At 71.8% G+C, this 18,765-nt stretch carries 20 protein-coding genes; 6 read left to right on the forward strand and 14 right to left on the reverse strand.

The window, feature by feature from the left end:
• Positions 1–36: 36 nt before the first annotated feature.
• The gene (locus HHX31_RS09045) at positions 37–684 is read right to left on the reverse strand and encodes a TetR/AcrR family transcriptional regulator (protein ID WP_169946935.1); all 648 of its coding nucleotides are present in this window, start codon (positions 682–684) and stop codon (positions 37–39) included.
• A gap of 67 nt (positions 685–751) precedes the next feature.
• On the opposite strand from HHX31_RS09045, the gene HHX31_RS09050 reads away from it, so the two are divergent.
• Positions 752–1,330, forward strand: coding sequence for an NADPH-dependent FMN reductase (locus HHX31_RS09050; RefSeq protein WP_169946937.1), 579 nt, complete (start codon positions 752–754; stop codon positions 1,328–1,330).
• Positions 1,330–2,760 carry a DHA2 family efflux MFS transporter permease subunit gene (locus tag HHX31_RS09055; protein ID WP_169946939.1) on the forward strand — a complete coding sequence of 477 codons (1,431 nt, stop codon included), beginning with the start codon at positions 1,330–1,332 and terminating at the stop codon, positions 2,758–2,760. The genes HHX31_RS09050 and HHX31_RS09055 overlap by 1 nt, the downstream gene beginning before the upstream one ends.
• On the opposite strand, the gene HHX31_RS09060 is transcribed toward HHX31_RS09055, so the two are convergent.
• Both HHX31_RS09060 and HHX31_RS09065 read right to left on the reverse strand, forming a co-directional pair.
• Entirely contained in the window at positions 2,749–3,468 is a 720-nt protein-coding gene (locus HHX31_RS09060) for a VOC family protein (protein WP_169946941.1), read from the reverse strand. The genes HHX31_RS09055 and HHX31_RS09060 overlap by 12 nt on opposite strands.
• A 10-nt stretch (positions 3,469–3,478) precedes the next feature.
• Positions 3,479–4,039 carry a PadR family transcriptional regulator gene (locus tag HHX31_RS09065; protein ID WP_169946943.1) on the reverse strand — a complete coding sequence of 187 codons (561 nt, stop codon included), beginning with the start codon at positions 4,037–4,039 and terminating at the stop codon, positions 3,479–3,481.
• A 70-nt stretch (positions 4,040–4,109) separates the two neighbouring features.
• Between HHX31_RS09065 and HHX31_RS35040 the strand changes: the two genes are divergently transcribed.
• The gene (locus HHX31_RS35040) at positions 4,110–4,238 is read left to right on the forward strand and encodes a hypothetical protein (RefSeq protein WP_283244411.1); all 129 of its coding nucleotides are present in this window, start codon (positions 4,110–4,112) and stop codon (positions 4,236–4,238) included.
• 75 nt (positions 4,239–4,313) lie between these two features.
• Here HHX31_RS35040 and HHX31_RS09070 read toward each other — a convergent pair whose 3' ends face one another.
• The 6 genes from HHX31_RS09070 to trpB all read right to left on the reverse strand — a co-directional run bounded on the left by HHX31_RS09070 (position 4,314) and on the right by trpB (position 10,184).
• Positions 4,314–5,702 (reverse strand): hypothetical protein, encoded by a 1,389-nt coding sequence (locus HHX31_RS09070; RefSeq protein ID WP_169946945.1) that lies wholly within the window; start codon positions 5,700–5,702, stop codon positions 4,314–4,316.
• 123 nt (positions 5,703–5,825) lie between these two features.
• Positions 5,826–6,653: a hypothetical protein gene (locus HHX31_RS09075; protein ID WP_169946947.1), complete on the reverse strand. Its 828-nt coding sequence runs from the start codon at positions 6,651–6,653 to the stop codon at positions 5,826–5,828.
• Positions 6,653–7,207 (reverse strand): RNA polymerase sigma factor, encoded by a 555-nt coding sequence (locus tag HHX31_RS09080; protein ID WP_311931698.1) that lies wholly within the window; start codon positions 7,205–7,207, stop codon positions 6,653–6,655. The genes HHX31_RS09075 and HHX31_RS09080 overlap by 1 nt, the downstream gene beginning before the upstream one ends.
• Positions 7,208–7,462: 255 nt before the next feature.
• The gene (locus HHX31_RS09085) at positions 7,463–8,218 is read right to left on the reverse strand and encodes a GntR family transcriptional regulator (protein WP_169946950.1); all 756 of its coding nucleotides are present in this window, start codon (positions 8,216–8,218) and stop codon (positions 7,463–7,465) included.
• On the reverse strand, positions 8,215–9,030 hold the full coding sequence (trpA, locus tag HHX31_RS09090) for a tryptophan synthase subunit alpha (protein WP_169946952.1): 816 nt from the start codon (positions 9,028–9,030) through the stop codon (positions 8,215–8,217). Before trpA ends, HHX31_RS09085 begins: the two co-directional genes overlap by 4 nt.
• Positions 9,027–10,184 (reverse strand): tryptophan synthase subunit beta, encoded by a 1,158-nt coding sequence (trpB, locus tag HHX31_RS09095; RefSeq protein ID WP_169946954.1) that lies wholly within the window; start codon positions 10,182–10,184, stop codon positions 9,027–9,029. Before trpB ends, trpA begins: the two co-directional genes overlap by 4 nt.
• Before the next feature lie 260 nt (positions 10,185–10,444).
• Here trpB and HHX31_RS09100 point away from each other — a divergent pair, with 260 nt between their 5' ends.
• On the forward strand, positions 10,445–11,452 hold the full coding sequence (locus HHX31_RS09100; protein WP_169946956.1) for an RNA polymerase subunit sigma-70: 1,008 nt from the start codon (positions 10,445–10,447) through the stop codon (positions 11,450–11,452).
• 71 nt (positions 11,453–11,523) lie between these two features.
• Here the strand turns inward: HHX31_RS09100 and HHX31_RS09105 are convergent, their stop codons facing one another.
• Both HHX31_RS09105 and HHX31_RS09110 read right to left on the reverse strand, forming a co-directional pair.
• Positions 11,524–12,087, reverse strand: coding sequence for a dihydrofolate reductase family protein (locus HHX31_RS09105; protein ID WP_169946958.1), 564 nt, complete (start codon positions 12,085–12,087; stop codon positions 11,524–11,526).
• A 56-nt stretch (positions 12,088–12,143) separates the two neighbouring features.
• Complete coding sequence (locus HHX31_RS09110) at positions 12,144–12,554, reverse strand: MerR family transcriptional regulator (protein WP_169946960.1); 411 nt, start codon at positions 12,552–12,554, stop codon at positions 12,144–12,146.
• 80 nt (positions 12,555–12,634) lie between these two features.
• Here HHX31_RS09110 and HHX31_RS09115 point away from each other — a divergent pair, with 80 nt between their 5' ends.
• Complete coding sequence (locus HHX31_RS09115; RefSeq protein WP_169946962.1) at positions 12,635–13,819, forward strand: MFS transporter; 1,185 nt, start codon at positions 12,635–12,637, stop codon at positions 13,817–13,819.
• 34 nt (positions 13,820–13,853) lie between these two features.
• Here HHX31_RS09115 and HHX31_RS09120 read toward each other — a convergent pair whose 3' ends face one another.
• Positions 13,854–14,423 carry a TetR/AcrR family transcriptional regulator gene (locus tag HHX31_RS09120; RefSeq protein ID WP_169946964.1) on the reverse strand — a complete coding sequence of 190 codons (570 nt, stop codon included), beginning with the start codon at positions 14,421–14,423 and terminating at the stop codon, positions 13,854–13,856.
• 154 nt (positions 14,424–14,577) lie between these two features.
• Between HHX31_RS09120 and HHX31_RS09125 the strand changes: the two genes are divergently transcribed.
• The gene (locus tag HHX31_RS09125; RefSeq protein ID WP_211589404.1) at positions 14,578–15,513 is read left to right on the forward strand and encodes an NADP-dependent oxidoreductase; all 936 of its coding nucleotides are present in this window, start codon (positions 14,578–14,580) and stop codon (positions 15,511–15,513) included.
• Between the two features lie 34 nt (positions 15,514–15,547).
• Here the strand turns inward: HHX31_RS09125 and HHX31_RS09130 are convergent, their stop codons facing one another.
• Positions 15,548–16,744, reverse strand: coding sequence for a hypothetical protein (locus HHX31_RS09130; protein WP_169946966.1), 1,197 nt, complete (start codon positions 16,742–16,744; stop codon positions 15,548–15,550).
• A gap of 192 nt (positions 16,745–16,936) precedes the next feature.
• The gene (locus tag HHX31_RS09135) at positions 16,937–18,763 is read right to left on the reverse strand and encodes an FtsX-like permease family protein (RefSeq protein ID WP_169946968.1); all 1,827 of its coding nucleotides are present in this window, start codon (positions 18,761–18,763) and stop codon (positions 16,937–16,939) included.
• Positions 18,764–18,765 lie beyond the last annotated feature (2 nt).

The raw sequence follows: 18,765 nt of genomic DNA on the forward strand, positions 1-18,765 counted from the left end.
AGCCGCGGTGGCGAGCGGCGGGAGCCGGGCCGCCGTTCAGCCCTCCGCGCTGCGGTATCCGTCCAGGAAGGCCCGTACGCCCGCGGCCACCATGTCCGTGATGTCCTCGCCGGTGAGCGGTCCCTCCGATGACCGCGTGGAGGTCTCGAACGTCGCCAGAGCGATGAAGTGCAACGCCGCGCGCTCGGGGTCGGCGATGCGGAGCAGGCCCTCGGAGGCCAGTTCCTCCAGGCGGCGGACGACCTCGCCCCGTACGCGCAGCGGTCCCGCCTCCTGCCACTCCTCCAGCAACTCGCGGGGGAAGTGCGGCCCTTCCGTGTTGATCATCTGCACGAGCGCGAAGTGTTCGGGGAAGTCGACGCGATGGGCGACCAGGGCACTGCCGACCGCGACGAGCCGCTCCTCCGGCCCGCTCGCCTCGCGCAGCCCGCGTTCGACGTACTCGGCGAAGGCGTCGGCGACCCGGGTCGCGCTCTCGGCGAGCACGACCGAGAACAATCGCTCCTTGCTGCCGAAATGCTTGTAGAGCGTGCGGGTCGAGACGCCCGCCTCACGGGCGATCGCGTCGGTGGTGGTGCGGGCGTACCCGTCGCGGCCGAAGACGGCGCGGGCGGCCCGGGTGATCGCCTCGTCCTTGGCCGGTCTTCCACGTCTCGGGCCCTCCGGCCGATCCGACCCGTCCACATGTCCTCCATCGGGGTTACGCTAATTTTTGCCGTACACGGTTTACTTTACCTCTGGAGGAAACGTCATGCAGCCCGAACTCACTCTCGCCGTCATCGTGGGTAGCGTCCGGCCGGGGCGCCGGGGCGAGGCCGTCGCCCGCTGGGTGCAGGGGCGGGCCGTGCGCCGAGAGCGCCTCGTCGCCGAGCTCGTCGACATCGCCGACTACCACCTACCGGTGCTGGACGAGCCCTGGCCGGCCGCCCACGGACGCTACGACAGGCCCCACACAAAGGCATGGGCGGACGCGATCGCGCGCTTCGACGCCTACGTCTTCGTGACTCCCGAGTACAACCGGTCGATCCCCGGCCCGCTGAAGAACGCGATCGACTACCTCTACCGGGAGTGGCACAACAAGGCCGCGGGTTTCGTCAGCTATGGCATCGACGCGGGCGGGGCCCGCGCGGTCGAGCACCTGCGCGTGGTCATGGGCGAGCTGCAGGTCGCCGACGTCCGGGCGCAGGTGGCGCTGTCGCTGTCGGCGGACTTCGACGGCGAGGACTTCACCCCCGGACCCGCGCGCGATCGGGAGCTGGACGTCCTGCTCGACCAGCTCACCGCCTGGGGCGCCGCCCTGCGGACCGTCCGGCGTCCGGCGGCCGCGTGATGACCGCGCCCACGGCCCCCGGAACGAGGGACGCGCCCATCTCCTGGCCCGTCTGGCGGCTCGCCCTGGTGATCGCGTTCGGCGCGTTCATGAGCCAGCTCGACACCTCGGTCGTCAACGTCGGCCTCGACACGATCGCGACGGATCTGCGTGCCGGCCTGGACGACGCCCAATGGGTGGCGAACGCGTACCTGATCGCCCTGGGCCTGTCGCTGCCCGCGTGCGGCTGGCTCGTGCGGCGGTACGGCGCCGGGCCGGTCTGGCTCGCCTCGCTCGCCGGCTTCACCCTCACCTCCGGGCTGTGCGCCCTCGCGGGCGACATCGGGTGGCTGGTCGCGTTCCGCGTCACACAGGGGCTCACCGCCGGCCTGCTCCTGCCCGCCGGGCAGACCGTGCTCGGCCAGGCGGTCGGCGCCCATCGCCTCGGCCGCGTGATGGCGACCCTCGGCATCGCGGTCACGCTCGCACCCGCGCTCGGCCCGGCCCTCGGCGGCGTCCTCCTGCACCTCGGCCCCTGGCCGTGGCTGTTCCTGGTCAACCTCCCCCTCGGCGCGCTCGCCCTGTATCTCGGCGTGCGTCACGTGCCGCGCGATCGGCCGGCCGTGCGCCCGGCGAGTCTCGACTGGCCGGGGCTGCTGCTCGTCGCCGCCGGCGTCCCGCTCCTGATCTACGGCCTGAGCGCGTGGGGCGCGCGCGGCGTCTTCTCGGGGGGATCCGGCGGTGGCTTCGGCGGCACGCTCGGGCCGGTCGCCGCCGGAGCCCTCGCACTCGCCGCGTTCGCCCGGCACACGCGCCGCACCACCCACCCGGTGCTCGACCTCCGCCTGTTCGCCAACCCGGCGTACGCCGCCGCCACGGCGACCGCCGCGCTGACCGGGGCCGCGATGTTCGGCGCCACGCTGCTGTTCCCGCTGTATTTCCAGCTCGGCCGGGGCGCCGGGGTGACCGGGACCGGGCTGGCGCTGATTCCGCTCGGCCTCGGCACCGCCCTGCTCCTGCCGGTCAGCGGCCGGCTCGTGGACCGGTTCGGCGGCGGCATCGTCAGCGTGTACGGCGGCCTCGCCGCCGTGGCCACCACCGTGCCGTTCGCGCTGCTCCGCATGGACATGAACCCGGCCGTGGTGGAGGGCCTGCTGCTGCTGCGCGGCATGGCCCTCGCCCTCGCCGTGACCCCGGCCGGCATCGCGGCCTATCAGGCGGTCGCCCCCGAGCAGCTCGCGGACGCCACCACGCAGGTCAACATCCTGCAACGGCTGGGCGGCGCGCTCGGCGGGACCGTTTTCGCCGTGGTGCTCACCGCCCGGCTGCCCCTCGGCGTGGAGGGCGCTTTCCACGCCGCCTTTTGGTGGCTCACCGCCGCCTCCGTGCTCGGCCTCGCAGGGGCGGTGTGGCTCACCGCGGCGCAGCGCCGTGCCCGGTCAGAGACTTAGCACGGCCTCGAGGTCGTCGATGGCCGCCAGGGGCTGGGCGAGTTGCTCGCGTTCTGCCTCGGTCAGGGTGAGGGCGCGCGCCCGGGCCAGGGCGTGCCCGGCGGCGGCGTGGTCCTTGGCGCGGACGGCGAGCTCGGCCCGGTAGACCAGCGCCTCCAGCAGCTCGGCCGCCGACGCGGTGTCCTTGTCCCGCTCCAGGGCGCCGTCCAGGATCTCGGCCGCCCGCTCGTGGTCGCCGTTGGAGTCGCCCATCACAACCGCCCGGTTCAGCGAGGTGGTCAGCCTGCTCGTGGCCTCCTCCTTCTCTGGCTGGGGGCGGTCGGCCATGAAGCGGATCCAGTTGCCGCCGGGGTCGATGACGGCGAAGCCGGAGTGGTTGCCGTCGTTCTTCCGCCTGCGCGGCCGGGTCATCCGGGGGATGCCGGAGACCAGGAGCTTGCCGTGCGCCGCGCGCATGCCCGCGGCGAACGCCTCGAACAGCTCTCCGGTGTCCGGCACGACGATCACGCAGGTCCCGTAGGATTCTTCGGGCTTGAACGCCTCCGGCATGCCGAAGAAGCCCAGCTGGAGATCCTCGCGCTTGAGCAACACGTACGGGTTCGGCCGGACCTGGTAGTAGATCTGGTGGAAACCGAGCATCGTGTAGAAGTCGGCGATCTCGTCGATGGAGCGGCAGGGAAGCAGCGGTATGGCGATCTCGTTGGCCATCGGAGGACTCCTATTCGCCGGCCAAGGTGAACGCGCCCTCCTCCAGGCGGCGGATCATTCGGTCGGTCCACTGGGCGCCGGCGTCGGCGGTGCTCAGCCACAGGGACAGCACCTCGCCGACCGGGCCCCAGGTCTCCAGATCCGTGCCCTCGGGCAGGTGCGCGGTGATGCTCGCGCGCCACTCGCGCATGGCGCGGGCCCGCTGGCGCAGCAACTCCAGGGCCCGCTCCCGGGGAAGGTCCTCGATGAGGCCGACAGCGGCGCCCAGCACGTCCAGGCTCGGCTCGCGGTCGGCCAGCGCCTGGCCCAGCAGGGCGAGGTACTCTCGCTCGCCCTGCTCGGTCAGCTCGTACTCGATCCGCGGCGGCCCCCCGGCCTCGGAGGCGACCGTCTCGTGCGTCACCAGCAGGCCCTGGCCGGCCATGCTCTTGAGCGCGTGATAGACCGAGCCCGAGGTGGCGGTCGACCACTCGTGCGCGCCCCACGACTCCAGATCCGCGCGGACCTGGTAGCCGTGGGCGCGCCCACGCCTGCGCAGCGCGCCCAGGACCAGCAGCCGTACCGGCTTCATCGAACCGAACCCTCCCGAACTTCACTAGCCAAATTTGGCTAGTTGCTACCGGGGAACTTACCGCACCAACGTGGAGGAAATCGGCGTAGCGGCCGCCGCGGCGTACGAGCTCCTCATGATCGCCCTCCTCGACGACCCGGCCAGCGGCCAGGACTGCTCGGTGGCCGCCGTCGATCCGAACCGCCCCCTGGTGCGTTGACCTGACTTCAGCTTCGAGTGGGTGGGTTGGGCGGTCAGCTTGAGGAGTTTCTGTCGTGATGCTCCCCGTCGGGCGTTATCGTCCAGATTCCTTACGACGGGGATGCTCTCCCGCTTGGAAAGCGAGGGCGGCGGCCAGGCAGGCGACGGGTATGACGGGCAGCACGTACCGGTGGTCGAAGTCCAGGACCGCGACCGGGCCGATCAGCAGGCCCATTGCCACGGCCCACGGCAGCAGCGCCACGCGGGGCCGCCGGACCGCGGCGACCATGCCCACCAGGAGGATCAGGCCCAGGAATGGGCCGCGCAGGTAGGCGGCGTATTGGTAGGCGATGAGGAAATCCGCGTACGGCGACACCGACGACAGGCCGCGGATGTCCGGGTCGTACTCCCGTTTGACCTTGTCGATCAGCGGCTGGTTGGGCAGCTCCCAGTGCTCGCTCCTGAAGCCGAACGCCGGGGTGGTGCGGTCGGGGTGCGGGATCGGCGTCCAGGAGAAGGCGATGGCGGTGTCGCGTGCGACGTCGCCCAGGTAGTCCAGCGGCTGGGCGAAGATCGCGTCGATCGCGAATGAGCGGGCCAGGTCGTTATGCTCGAAGCGGTCGCCGGGCAGCCGGTTGAGTGAGGCTCCGGGGGCCCACACGTACTCGGAGGCCGCATCCACCTTCGTCCCGTTGGGGCACAGGCGCGCCAGATCGGGCGGCGGCTGGATGCGGGCGCAGTCGGCGAACGTCATCGTGCGCGCCCACAGGGCGACCCCGTCGGCGCCGCTGATGGCGAACCGGCCGTGGTGCTGGGCGTACCAGGCGGCGTACCCGGCCAGGGGCAGCGCGCCGGCCAGGACCAGCGCGGCCAGCGGCCGCCACCCCACACGTTGCCCGGCGAGCACGAGCACGACGAGCAGGAGCAGTGGCAGCGCGATCGTCCTGGTCAGCGCGGCCGCGGCGAACAGCAGGCCCGCTCCGGCGGCGGCGCGCACGGTCAACCGTGGCGACCACATCAGCACGGCCAGCCCGGCCACGACAAGGAAGATGAACTGCGTGTCGGACAGGACGGCATGCTCCAGCCGCAGGAAGGAGGCGTCGAACAACAGCGGCACCGTCGCCGACGCCGCCGCCCAGCCGGGCACCGACCTGCGGCGCAGCACCGCGTAGAGCAGCATGCCGGTGCTCAGGCCGATGAGGTGCTGGACAGCCGCGACCAGTTCCACGCTGTGGAACGGCAGCAGCGCCCGCAGCAGCAGCGGGTAGCCGATCGGGTGGAAGGTCGCCGACGGGGCCAGGTGCACGGCGGTGTCGAGATAGGTGAAGGAGTCGTACCAGTAGAGCGTGACGGGGCGGTAGCCGAGCATCGTCACCACCCGCAACACGGCAGCCAGCAGTAGCAACGTGGCGAAGACGCGGTGGTCGGCGAGGGCGGCTGGGCGGCGCTGCGAGGGCAGCGCCACGCGGGTGTCGGTGAGCACACGAAATCCGATCGCGGGGGCATGACAGGGGTCCGCGCATGCCGAGGACAACACATGGCGGTGATGGGGGCGCGCGCTCAGCCGCGCGCGCTCCGGGTGGAAGGTCTCAGCGCCGGGCCGTGGTCAGCAGCGGGACCGCGGCACCGGGCTGGTGCTCGGCTCGGCGCCGACCAGCAGGAGGGCCTGGCCGTCGGCGCTCATGACGCCGTCGTGCACGTACCAGCCGCCGGGGGCCGAGGGGCCCGAGGCCTTGCCGTACTGGATGTACGACGGCGTGACGCCCCGCTCACGCAGCAGGGCCGAGATCTCGGCGACGCTCTTGTTGACGTAGTCCACACAGTGCAGAGGCTCGCCGGGCAGGGCGATGCCGGGCGGCATCTTGTACCTCTCGCCGGGCATGGCCCGCCTGCCGAGAGTGACCTCAGCCTTCTTGTCGAAGTCGACCGGCACCTTCAGGCCGACAGGGCAGCCAGCGAACCGCTCGCACGACCCCGGGGCGTCGATGGTGGTGATTGGGCCGTCGCCGGGCACCGGTTCGCCGGACCGCAACCGATCCATGTCGTTGATCACAACTATCTGGCCCGTCAGGCTCGCGGAGGTCGGCACCAGATCGAGCGTGATGTCCAAGCCTCTGGCCCGCAGCTCCCGCTGGTACACCTCGGGCTCGGCCAGCAGGTCCTTCACCGTGATCACGTAGTGGTCGTCCACCAGTTCGATGTCGAGCGCGGCGGAGGCGGGCGCCTGAGCAACGCCGAAAGACAGCAGGGCCGTCAGCGCGGCCAGCACCGGCACGGCCGTCCACCTGCGCCGCCGCGGAAGGCCGAACCAACTGCGGCGGCGCTCGGGGACGGGGACGGAGGTGATCTCCTCAAGCAGTTCCATGGCGATCGGCGTCGTGCCGGGACCGGGATCGGGTGCGATGCCGGCCACCAGGCGGTCGATCTCGTGCATCACATAACCCCCTTCGTCATCGCGACGGCACGCAAGCCGATGCGGGCCACGTCGACTCCGGCCTCGTTCAGGTGCCTGGCCAGCCGTTTGCGGGCCCGATGCAGCCGCAGCCGGGCGTTGGCCCCCGAGCATCCCAGGACGTTGGCGATCTCGTCGGCGCTCAGCCCTTCCCAGCCGGCCAGCGCGAGGATCTCCCGGTCGTCGGAGGTCAGCCGCGCGAACGCCTCCTGGAGGCCCGCCAGGCTCTCGTCGGCCTCGGTGTGCTCCGCCCACACGGCGAGCTGGTGACGGAGTCGCTCCACCAACTCGCTACGGCGCGAATCGGCGCGGCGGCCGTTGGCCAGCACCCGGCGGGCCACGCCGAACAGCCACAGGCGCGCGTTCCGCCCCTCCGGGATGTCGTCCAGCCGGCGCCAGGCCGTAGCGAACGTCTCAGCGAGGGCATCGGCGGCATCCTCGTGGGAGTCGGTACGCCGCCGGACGTAGGCAAGGATGTCGGCATAGTTGGCAACGTAAATCACCTCGAAGCGCTGCTTGCGGTCATGGCGGATCACGCTGCCTTCTCTCATCCGAAAGGTCCGACACCCCGTACCTGTCCGGACCCGCCAGATAGTTTCATCCCGATTTCCGGCAACATTTGGCTGTCCCGCATGTCGGTGACCGCGATCTTCAGGATCTCGTGCGGGCGATGTCCACAGCGCGCCGCCTCCGTGTCACCTCCACGGCCGCGGCCCTGATGGTGAGATCGAGCGAAAGGGGACCCCGCGCGAACGGCCAAGGTCCGCGGGGGCCTGCTCGGCACAGGTTCCTCAGCTGGTGGCGCCCCAGGTGAGAGAGATGCCGGTGGCGGCGCGTTCGGTGCGGATCTCCATCATGCTGCCGAGGATGGTGGCATGGTCGGACACCACGGGGGTGCCGTCGAGCGTGTAGGTGACCCGGCCGCTGACCAGCACCGGGCTGCCCTGCGGTTCCTGGAGGTGGCGGGCGGCGACGGGGTCGAGCAGACCCGGCCTGACCACCTCGGACGCGCGGGCGACCGTCACTCCCGCGTCGGCGAGGGCCGTGTAAAGGGAGACGGCGGTGAAGTCGCGGTCGCGGATCTCGTCGGCCGCCGGCCGGCGTACCCAGGACACCTGGTGCACGGCGGGACGTCCCGCGAACTCGCGGACCCGCTCAAGCCGCAGGGCGGTGTCGCCGGGCCGCAGCCGCAGCTCCGTGGCGATCCGGGCGGGAGCTCGGCGCATCGCCCGCCCGGCCACCGCCGTCCGCACGTCGTGGCCCTGTTTGCGCAGGTCGTCGACGAGGCTGCGGAGCGAGTCGAGCTGGTACGCGAGATGGGGCGGGGCGACGAACGTGCCCTTGCCGGGCTGCTGCACGATCAGTCTCTCGTCGCTGAGCTGCCGCAACGCCTGGCGCAGCGTCATGAGGGTCACCCCGTAGGAGGCGCTCAGCTCGCGTTGCGGCGGAAGCGCCTCCCCGGGGGCGTAGTGTCCCGACCGGATCTTCGCGGCGAGGTCGGCGGCGATGGCGCGGTATCTCGCCTCGTGCCCGGCGTCGGGGGTCATCGTGGTCGGTCACACTCCTGGTCGAGGGCCCGCCGCAGGGACGTGAGGAAGGCCCGCAGGTCGTCCGGCCCGGCCCCGTCGAGCACCCGCCGCATGACCGCGGCGCCGACCACCACGCCGTCGGCGTGCCGGCGGGCCTCGCGTGCCTGGTCCGGGGTGGAGATGCCGAATCCTAGCAAGACCGGCCGGTCGGTGACGCGCCTGATCCGCTCGGTGAGCTCCGCCGCCGAATCGGCGAGGGCGGCCCGCTCGCCGGTGGTGCCCATCAGCGACACCGCGTAGACGAATCCGCGGCTGCGGCGCGCGATCTCCGCGAGCCGCGGCTCCGGGGTCGCGGGCGAGGCCAGCAGGGCCGGCTCGACGCCGGCGGCCTCTGCCGCCCCCGTCAGCTCCTCCGCCTCGTGCACCGGCAGGTCGGGCACGATCAGGCCGCCGACGCCGGCCTGGCGCAGGGCGGCGCAGAACACCTCGGGGCCGTCGTGCAGCACGAGGTTGTAGTAGGTGCTGACGACCAGCGGCACGCCCAGGTCGGGCAGGCGGGACAGGTCGGCGAGGATCCGGCGGGGGCTCGCCCCCCGGGCCAGTGCGATGTCGCTCGCCTGCTGGATGGTGACGCCGTCCAGCGTGGGGTCGGAGAAGGGCAGGCCGACCTCAATGGCGTCCGCCCCGGCGTCGGCGAACGCCCGCAGGTAGTCCGTCCAGCCGGGCGTGATCCCCCCGGTGACGTACGGCATGAGCAGCCCGCGGCCGGTGTCCCTGCGGGCCCGCAGGTGGCCTTCGACCGCGCCCGCGGTCACGGTCGCGTCCGTCACAGCAGCTCCTTCAGGGTAGAGACGTCCTTGTCGCCCCGGCCGGACAGCGTCATCAGCACCGTCGAGCCCGCCGGCAACTCGCCACCGCGTGCCGCGCCGATCACCCAGGCCAGGGCGTGCGCGGACTCCAGCGCGGGGACGATGCCCTCGGCGCGCGCCAGCCGTACCGCCGCCTCGGCCGCCTCCTCGTCCGTGACCGTGACGTAGCGAGCCCGGCCCAGGTCGCGCAGGTGGGCGTGCTCGGGGCCGACTCCCGGGTAGTCCAGCCCGGCGGCGATGGAGTGCGCCTGGACGATCTGCCCGTCGCCGTCCTGCAGGAACAGCGAGCGGCAGCCGTGCAGGACGCCGAGCCTGCCGCGGGCCGCCCCCGCGCCGCCCTCCGCCTCGACTCCGACCAGGCGTGCCGAGGTGTCGGCGAACCCGGCGAACGTGCCGGCCGCGTTGGAGCCCCCTCCGACGCACGCGACCACGTAGTCGGGCACGCCGGTCCGCAGTTCGGCGGCGCACTGCCCGCGGGCCTCCTCGCCGATGACCCGCTGGAACTCCCTGACCATCCAGGGGTACGGATCCGGCCCGATGACCGAGCCGACGCAGTAGTGGGAGTCGGCGGTCGCGCCCACCCAGTGCCGCATGGCCTCGCTGGTGGCGTCCTTGAGCGTACGGCTGCCCGTCGTCACCGGGACCACCTCGGCGCCCAGCATGCGCATGCGGAAGACGTTCAGCGCCTGCCGCTCGATGTCGCGCTCGCCCATGAACACCGTGGCCTCCAGGCCGAGCAGCGCGGCGGCGGTCGCGGTGGCCACCCCGTGCTGGCCCGCGCCCGTCTCGGCGATCAGCCTGCGCCGCCCCATGCGGACGGCCAGCAGGGCCTGGCCCAGCACATTGTTGATCTTGTGGGACCCGGTGTGGGTGAGATCCTCGCGTTTGAGGTAGAGCCGCACGCCCAGCGCCTCCGACATCCGCTCTGCCGGGGTGAGCGGGGTCGGCCGCCCCGCGTGCACGGCGAGCAGTCGCACCAGGGCGGCGCGGAACCCCGGATCCGCCCAGGCCTCCCGGAACGCCTCGTCCACCTCGCGGCACGCCTCCGCCAGGGACTCCGGGACGTACCGCCCGCCGTAGTCGCCGAATCTGCCCCGCGCTAGGGGCCCGTCCATCGTCCCGCCGAGCGGGACTAACCTATGCCGGGGCGGAGCCTCTCTCATGACACACTCCGATCGTTCTATAACGCTGAGAAGAGTTCTATAACAGTGAGTGTGACACGGACAGCGGGAAAGCACCACCACCTCGCGGTCGGAGGCGCGCGAACACGGTCCCTGAGCAGCGGGCGCGGTCCGGCGCCGACGACCGATCAGAAATCCGCCGCCGCACCGTCAGTTCTGTCAGCCCTCTCGCACCGGTGGAAGGATTGACGACCATGACCGACGCCAGACGGCCGGGCGCCGACGAGGCCACGTTCATCGCGGCGGTCCGCGCGGAGGATCCCGCGCGGTTCGCGCTGCTGACCGAGCGCCACCGGCGCGAGCTGCAGGTGCACTGCTACCGGATGCTCGCGAACTACGAGGATGCCCAGGACATGACGCAGGAGACGTTCCTGCGAGCGTGGAACAAGCGGGAGTCGTTCAAGGGCCATGCGGCCCTGCGGACCTGGCTGTACCGGATCGCGACGAACGCCTGCCTCGACTTCCTGGAGAAGCGCAACGACCGCACACCCGTGCCGTCCGGGCTGCCGGACCCCGGCTCCGAGCTGCCGTACCTGCAGCCGTACCCCGACTGGATGCTCCCCGAGGACCCGCAGGAGTCGGTGGTGGCGCGGGAAACGATCGAGCTGGCGTTCATCGTCGCCGTCCAGCACCTTCCGCCCCGGCAGCGGGCGGCGTTCATCCTGCGCGACGTACTCGGCTGGCCGGCGTCGAAAGCCGCCGACGCCCTCCAACTGACCGTCGCATCGGTGACCAGCGCGCTGCAGCGGGCCCGCGTGACAATGCGCGAGCGACTGCCCGACCGCCGCCTCGACTGGCGGAGCCCCGCCACCCACGAGCTGTCGAACGACGAGCGCGGTGTGGTGAAGTCGTATATCGACGCCCACGAGCGCAACGACCTCGACGGGCTGGTGTCCCTGCTGCGCGACGACCTGCGCTTCGCGATGCTGCCCGATCCGGGCACAGTGATCGTGACGGCCGAGGACGCGGTGGACGGCTGGGTCTCCAATGGACTCTTCCAGCGCGGCTACGACGACTGGCGCTGTGTCACCACGACGGTCAACCGCATGCCCACCGCCGTGCTGTACCTCCGCACCCCCGACGACCCGGCGTACCGGCTGTTCACCATCGCGGTCCTGCACATCGTCGACGGGAAGATCGCCGAGCTCACCGGATTCGACGCCGCCGACAAACCATGGCTGGGCCTGCCCCCGACACTCTGATCAGACGAATCCCCGTCGCCGACGCGGCGCACGGGCCGGCGACGCCGGCGGGGCGTCCTCATGCCCGGAGTTCATCGCCTCGTCTCGTACCGGGTCAGTATCACGCCGCCGGGAAACGTCCGCGTCTCCACCAGGTTCAGGTTCACCCAGCTGTCCAGGGCCGTGAAGAACGGCGTGCCGCCGCCCAGCAACGCCGGTGCGGTGACCAGCACGTACTCGTCGATCAGCCCGGCCCGCATGGCCGCTGCGGCAAGCGTGGCGCCGCCGATGTCCATGGGGCCGCCGTCCTCGGCCCTGAGCCGGGCGATCTCGGTGACCGCGTCACCGGTGACCAGGCGGGTGTTCCAGTCGACCGTGCTGATCGTCGAGGAGAACACCACCTTCGGCATGTCCCGCCAGCGGCGGGCGTACTCGATCTCCGCCGGTGTGGCGCCGGGTTGCCGGTCGGCGGTCGGCCAGTGGGAGCTCATCGTCTCCCACAGTCTGCGCCCGTACAGTGCCAGGTCGGTCGCTCCCACCCGGTCGGACCACCACTGGAACAGCTCGTTGTTCGGCACGCTCCAGCCGAGGTCGTCGCCGGGCGCGGCGATGTAGCCGTCCAGGCTCAGGTTCATGGCGAAGATCAGTTTCCGCATCGTGTCAGCCTTCCGTGAGTCGATCTCACACGTACAGACGGGCACGGCGCGGAAACCTAATCGGTTCGATCCGCGGCCGAGTCGTCGAGCGCGGCGAGCGCACGGCTCATGACATCGGGCGGGGCCGCGGCGATGACGTCGTCGAGTGCGTCCCGGGACGCCCGCAGGTCTGTGATCGACTGCGTGATCCTGTCTCGTTCCCGGTGCAGATCGGCGAGCAGGTCCGAGCAGGTGGGGATCAGCCGGTCGCCGTCATCGCGGAGGCAGGGGAGGATTGTGGCGATGGTGGAGGTGTTCAGTCCGGCGGCCAAGAGGCTGCGGATTCGGCGGACGGTGCCGATGTCCGCGTCGCCGTATTCCCGGTAACCGCTGGGGCGCCGCTCGGGATGCAGCAGGCCCTGCTCCTCGTAGTAGCGCAAAAGGCGCTCGTGTACGCCGGTCCGTCGTGACAGTTCGCCGATGCGCATAGCCCTCCCTGGCCCCGCCGCGAGGAAGTCGCCGACGCGACTTGACTCTCACATCTATGTGAGACTTTAGCGTCCTCTCCATGAGAAGGACTTTCGCGACGCTCGCCGCCCTGTCCGTGAGCGTCTTCGTCCTGGGGACGTCGGAATACCTGATCTCCGGGCTGCTGCCCCAGGTCGGAGCCGACCTGAAGGTGTCGGTGGGCGCGGCCGGGCAGGCGGTCACCGTTTACGCGCTCGGTGTTGTGGTCGGTGGGCCCGTCGTGGCCATGCTGAACGCCAGAATGCCCCGCAAAGGGCTCGCGCTCGGTCTGATGCTGCTCTTCGCGGCGGGCAGCGCGATCTGCGCTCTGGCCTCCTCCTACGAACTGCTGCTGGCAGGGCGCCTGGTCTCTTCGTTCAGCCACGCCGCCTTCCTCGCCCTGGCCCTGGTGATGGCGACCAGCGTGGTGCCGCCGGACAAGACCGCCACGGCGATCTCCACGGTCGCCTCCGGCTTCACCGTGGCGACCCTGCTCGGTGTGCCTCTGGGCGCGCTGCTGGGAGAGAGCGCCGGATGGCGCGCCCCCTTCGCCGTCCTGACCGCACTGGCGTTGGCGGGCGTTGCATTGCTCGCAGCCGTCCTGCCCAAGCAGCCGGCCCCGGCCGCGAGGCTGCGGGACGAAGTCCGGGTGGTGACCCGCCGCCCGGTCCTGCTGGCCATCGCCACCACCGTGGTCGGATTCTCCGGCGTCGCCGCGGTGTTCACCTACATCGCCCCGCTGCTCACGCGCGTGTCGGGCTTCTCCCCCACCGCGGTCTCGGGGCTCCTGCTCGCGTACGGAGCGGGCAGCTTTCTGGGCAACCTCATCGCCGGCCGGCTCACCGACAGGTCCCTGAGCGCCACCGTGCGCGGTGTGTTCGGCGGGCTGACCGGGGTGCTCTTCCTCTTTCCGTTCGCCGCCGCCTGGCGGCCGTCCGCGGTAGCGGCGGTCTTGGTGCTCGGCCTGCTCGCCACCGCCACCATCGCGCCCTTGCAGGGGCTCATCCTGCGGCACGCGGGCGATGCCCCCACGCTGGCCGTCTCCGCCAACGTGGGGGCCTTCAACCTCGGCGCGGCCGCCGGCTCGGTCATCGGTGGTGTCATCGTCTCGGCAGGCGCCCTGCGCTGGACCGGTCTGGCCGGCGCGGTGCTGAGCCTGGCCGGTCTGGCCCTGACCTACCTCGTCCTGCCCCGTACGCCCTCGGTCGCGCGGCCGGCCGGAGACGACGTCCGGGCCCTCACCTGACTCGCCACCGATCCGTCTCCCAAGCACGCGACCGTCAGCAGAGGGACGTGGACGCCTGCACGTCGTCGAGTGCCTGCCGCGCGATCTCGCTGAAGTCGTCGCCGGTGGCCGTCCGGCTCCAGCGTTCGAAGGCGATGGTGGAGGCGAGCGCGCCGAGTTCCGCGGCCACGCGGGCGGTCAGGTCGGGAACGCCGCGCTGTCTGAGCGCGTCGGTCATCGACGCGATGAGGGCGAGGTTCTTCAGCGCTTCGCGTTCCCGCAGTTCGGGATTGGCGGCGATCACCGCCTGCCTGCGGGCGATGAACTCGCGGCGTGCCGGCGTGAAGACCTCCCTGCCGGCCGCGTCCAGCGCGTGGGCGACCGCTTCCAGCGGGGTGGCGGTGGCCGGGGCCGCGGCTATCGCCTCGACGAGCAGCCCGTCCATCGCGCCGCCGCCGAACAGCACTTCCCGCTTGTCCTGGAAGTGCCGGAAGAAGGTGCTCTTCCCCAGCCCCGCCCGCTGCGCGATGTCGATCACGGTCGTGTTCTCGTAACCGCGCTCGGCGAACAGGTCGAGGGCGGCGTGCGCGAGCCGTTCTGCCGCGTTCGGTTCCCAACGAGCCATGGGCAGAAGTGTACGGGACTTGGTCCCATGCACCTGTGCTACGGTGATGACCGCAGTGATGAGACAAAGTCCCATCACTGGCCCTGCGAGGCGGCGAAGGCCTGGTCACGCCGTGACAGGGCCGCACAGGAAAGCGATGAAGGGGACGAGCGAAGTGAAGCGGATCCAATACCACGAGTACGGCGGGCCGGAAGTGATGCGGCTCGAAGACTTCGAGCCGGCGCCGCTCGGCGCGGAAGAGGTCCTGGTCAGGGTGCGCGCGGCGGCGGCCAATCCGATGGACTTCGGGATCCGCGCCGGCCGCATGAAGCATGTGACCGGTCGCCGATTCCCGCGCGCGATGGGCTATGACTTCGCGGGCGTCGTCGAGGCGGTCGGCGACCGCGTCACCCGGCTGCGCGTCGGCGACGAAGTGCTCGGCGGGACGTCGATCAAGGAGGCGGGCGCGTTCGCCGACGTGGTCGTCGCCCACGAGAAGGGCATCGTGAACAAGCCGGGGAACCTCTCGTTCGAGGACGCCGCCGGGATCCCGACGGTCGGGATCACCGCTTTGCAGGCCCTGATGACGAAGGGAAAGCTACAGCCGGGCCAGTCCGTTTTCGTTCACAGCTGCCTCGGCGGAGTCGGCCGCTCCGCCGTGCAACTCGCCCTCGCGCACCAGGCCACGGTCGCGGGGAGCTGCCGCGCCACCGCCCGATCCGAAGCGCGTGACCTCGGCATCGACCCGGTCGTCGACTTCGACTTCGACCCCGCCTCGCTCGCCGGACGGTTCGACCTCGTCGTCATCACCGCCGGCGCCCTCCCGGTCAAGGCCGCGCGGACGATACTCAAGCCCGGCGGCCGCATCGTCAGTATCCTGCCCACCCCGTCGAACCTCGCGAGAAGCGCCCTGCCGGGGCCGTTCCACACCCTGATCGCGCGGCCGGTCACGAAGGACCTCGAAGAGGTCGCCCGAGCCGCCGGCCGGGGAACGCTGCGGCTGCCGATCGCCCGCACCGTCCCGCTCTCGCAAGCCATCCCGGCGCTCACCGAGTTCGAGCGCAAAGCCACCGGCAAGCGAGGCAAGCTGATCATCACGCCAGGAGGATGACGCGCGAACACCGGCGCTCAACCGCAGACGGGCGTCACGGCCCCGGCGGCGGTTCCGCGGCCTCCCTGCCCAGCCGGAGCTCGGCGGCGACCGCGCGTTCGCGCAGCTGGGCCGCCTCGGCCCTGGCCACGTCGAGTTGCGCGCGCAGGTCCGCCAGCCTGGCCCGCTCCAGCGTCAGCTCCGCCTGGATCTTCTCCCGCTCGGCGGCGGCGGCCCGGGCGTCCTGCCCCGCCCGGGCGGCCTCCGTACCGGCGGCGGCGGCGCGCGCCTCGGCCTGCGCCGCCTCCGCGCGCAGCCGGGCGGCCTCTGCCACGGCCTGTTCGCGGGCGGCCTCCGCCGTCTCGGCCCTGGCCAGCACCCGGTCGCGCTCGTCGTGGGCCTGCGCCACGGCCCGGTCGCGTTCGGCTTCCACCCGGGCGACCGAGCGGTCACGTTCTGCCTCGGCCGCCTGGGCCCGCGCCAGCGCGCCGGCGCTGGCCTGCTCGGCCTCCCGGTGCGCGCGGCGGGCCAGTTCGGCCTCCGCGCGCGCCTCCCGCGCCTCGGTCTGAGCCGTGTCGCGTTCCCCGGCAGCCTGCTCGGCCTGCTCCCGCGCCAGGCGGACGTCGGCCTCCGCCTGGTCCACCCGCTCGGCGAGTTCGCGTACGGCCTGCTCGCGGGCGGCTTCGGCGATCTCGGCCCGGCGGGTGGCCTGGTCGGCCTCCTGCCTGGCCCGGCGTTCGGTGCTCGCGGCCTCCCGCAGCGCGGCCAGAGCCTGCTCGCGGGCGGTCTCCGCGTCGGCGAAGGCCGTGTCGCGCTCGGTATAGGCCTCCTCCATCCGGCGGCGGGACTCCTCGGCCTCCCTGCGGGCCTCGTCGGCGGCCTCGCGGGCCAGCCGCACCTGCTCCAGCGCCTGCTCGCGCTCGGCCCGGGCGATGGCGACGCTCGTGTGCGCCTCGGCCTGGACCGCGCTCAGCTTCGCCTCCACCCCGGCCGGGCTCAGCTCCTGGGCCAGCACCAGCGCCAGCGGCTCGATCGCCGCCGCCATGCCCTTCTCCATGCGCTCGTACAGGTCCTCCACCCGCGCCAGCGCGCCCTCCAGGCCCGGCGTGGCACGGCGGATCTCCCGCTCCCTCTTGGCCGCCGCCTGGCAGTCCCCGTCCGGGCAGTACTCCCGCGGCCTGCCCCGCCGTACCGGCTGCTCGATGGGCGCGCCGCAGTGCTTGCAGGCGGTGGTGGTCACAGGGGTCGTCACAGCGGCTCAGCCTACCCATTTTCTAATTTTCTGGAAATAGAAAATTAGAAACAGTGATCCGTTGCGCAACGCGACGACACGGATCACTTGGGAGATGGGTAATTCTCGCAAGCTATCTGAACCGGGTGGTGCCGCCTCAGCGGCCACCCCTTTCGAGATCCTCGAGACGGCTCTATGGCCGTGGTGGCCGGCTTAAAGAGTCGCGGTCACGGGACGGCGGCCGCCAAGGTGGGCGGGAACAGAGGTGAGCGCCACTATCGCGAGCACGGTTGCCAGCACGAGGGCGATCAGCTGCCAGGGCGCGGGAAGCGTGGCCTTGTCGCTGTCGCCGCCGGCGATCGTGTTGATTGCGGCGAGCAGCGCCCAGCCTCCCGGGAAGATCCCCAGGACGGCGCCGAGGAGCGTGGGCAGCACCTGCGCGGTGGCCAGGGCGGCGGTCACTTGCTGGGGGGTGGCGCCGAGGGCGCGGGCCAGAGCCGCCGCATGCCGGTTGTCGAGCACCGTCGCCCAGGTGATGACGATGGCGTTGACCGCCGCCAGGGAGAGCAGGACGACCGTCCAGACGAGCAGCACGTGCCGCAGCACCGCCACCTGAGCTTCGGTGTATGCGCCGGTGCCTGGCTGGTCGCCGAGGAAGGCGTTGAGCACCAGCAGGACGTACATCCCGCTGACCGTGACCGCGATGCTGACCACGCCCAGCACCACCCGTCGCGGCCGGCGGGCGGCGACCCGCAGAGCGAGCAGCAGCGGTACGGGCAGTCGCGCCGACAGACTGATCAGCCAACCGGTGCGGCGAGGTGGGCGTGCCGCGTCGGCCAGCGCGCTGACGGTGCTGGAGCGGGCCGCGCGCACGGCCGGAACAGCGGTCGCCACGACCGCGACGCCGAGTGCCACGGCGGTCACCAGACCGATCGTGGACCAGGTCAACGACGCCGTCCCCGCACCGCCGACGAGGCCGGCACTGGACTCGGTGAGCAACGGAGCGGTCAGCGCTCCGATCGTCAGCCCGGCCGCAGCCGCGACGACGGCCACAAGGAGGTACTGCGCGAGTAGCACGGCAGCGACCAGGCCCGGTGTGCCGCCGACTGCTTTCAGCAACCCGATACGCCTGGTCTGATCGGCCATCCGCCCGCCGACCAGCACCGAAAGACTGGCCACGGCGAGCAGGCCGAGCAGCCAGGCGCCGATCAGCAGCAGGATCTGGGAGTCTCGGGCCAGGTCGGTGGCGTCGGCGAGAATACTCTCCCAGGTCTGCATGGGCATGGCGCCGCCGTGATCGCCGCTGTTCCGGTCGACGAATGCCTGGGCCTCGTCCGGGTCGGCCAGCTTCAGGTTCATCACGTATGACAGGGAGCTTTGGTCCGAGGCGAGGCTCAGCACGTCCGCCTCGGTGAGCCAGGCCAGCCCGGGATTGTGCAGCAACCCTGCCGGCAGTTCCCGGTCGTCGGGAATAGCGCCGTTGATGCAGCCGGCCGAGACGATGCAGGACGCCCCGGGATGGGGCGGCATGGCGGCGGTGATCGCGACGCCGACGACCTGGAAGGACCTACCGCCCAGTGTGACGGAGTCTCCGACGCCCACATCGAGCGAGTCGGCGAAGGCGGCCTCGAGCACCACGCCGCCGTCGCTGACCCAACTGCCCTGGGTCACCGCGGGCTGATCGACCGCCGCGATAGCGGCGTCGCGGCCCATGGTCTGGACATCCGCCGTCCGGCCGGACGCCTCGAGCTTCCCCGCGATGACGGGGTACGGTCCGCTGTGCTCGGTGACGCCGGAGGCGGTGGCCAGTTTCCCGAGCTCCGCGAGGTCGTCGGCCTGGCCGGCGTTGGCGACCACGTCGGGTCCGTTGGTCGCCGCCCGGGTGCTCTGGTACGGGTCGCCGGCCGCGTCGCGCAGGACGAGCCCGAGCGTCAGCGTTGTGGTGGCGGCCAGGATGGCGAGCAACAGAAGCGCGGCCTCGGTGCGGCGACGCTGGAGGTCTCGCAGGGCCAGGCGGACCACGAGGAGGACGCGGCCCATTC

Origin of the sequence: Microbispora sp. H11081, assembly GCF_012999535.1 — a bacterium.
Lineage (GTDB): Bacteria > Actinomycetota > Actinomycetes > Streptosporangiales > Streptosporangiaceae > Microbispora.

Coding starts and splice junctions, on each gene's coding strand:
- HHX31_RS09050 (WP_169946937.1), top strand. CDS start 752: ATGCAGCCCGAACTCACTCTCGCCGTCATCGTGGGTAGCGTCCGGCCG.
- HHX31_RS09055 (WP_169946939.1), top strand. CDS start 1,330: ATGACCGCGCCCACGGCCCCCGGAACGAGGGACGCGCCCATCTCCTGG.
- HHX31_RS09060 (WP_169946941.1), bottom strand. CDS start 3,468: ATGGCCAACGAGATCGCCATACCGCTGCTTCCCTGCCGCTCCATCGAC.
- HHX31_RS09065 (WP_169946943.1), bottom strand. CDS start 4,039: ATGAAGCCGGTACGGCTGCTGGTCCTGGGCGCGCTGCGCAGGCGTGGG.
- HHX31_RS09075 (WP_169946947.1), bottom strand. CDS start 6,653: ATGCACGAGATCGACCGCCTGGTGGCCGGCATCGCACCCGATCCCGGT.
- HHX31_RS09085 (WP_169946950.1), bottom strand. CDS start 8,218: ATGACCCCCGACGCCGGGCACGAGGCGAGATACCGCGCCATCGCCGCC.
- trpB (WP_169946954.1), bottom strand. CDS start 10,184: ATGGACGGGCCCCTAGCGCGGGGCAGATTCGGCGACTACGGCGGGCGG.
- HHX31_RS09100 (WP_169946956.1), top strand. CDS start 10,445: ATGACCGACGCCAGACGGCCGGGCGCCGACGAGGCCACGTTCATCGCG.
- HHX31_RS09105 (WP_169946958.1), bottom strand. CDS start 12,087: ATGCGGAAACTGATCTTCGCCATGAACCTGAGCCTGGACGGCTACATC.
- HHX31_RS09110 (WP_169946960.1), bottom strand. CDS start 12,554: ATGCGCATCGGCGAACTGTCACGACGGACCGGCGTACACGAGCGCCTT.
- HHX31_RS09115 (WP_169946962.1), top strand. CDS start 12,635: ATGAGAAGGACTTTCGCGACGCTCGCCGCCCTGTCCGTGAGCGTCTTC.
- HHX31_RS09120 (WP_169946964.1), bottom strand. CDS start 14,423: ATGGCTCGTTGGGAACCGAACGCGGCAGAACGGCTCGCGCACGCCGCC.
- HHX31_RS09135 (WP_169946968.1), bottom strand. CDS start 18,763: ATGGGCCGCGTCCTCCTCGTGGTCCGCCTGGCCCTGCGAGACCTCCAG.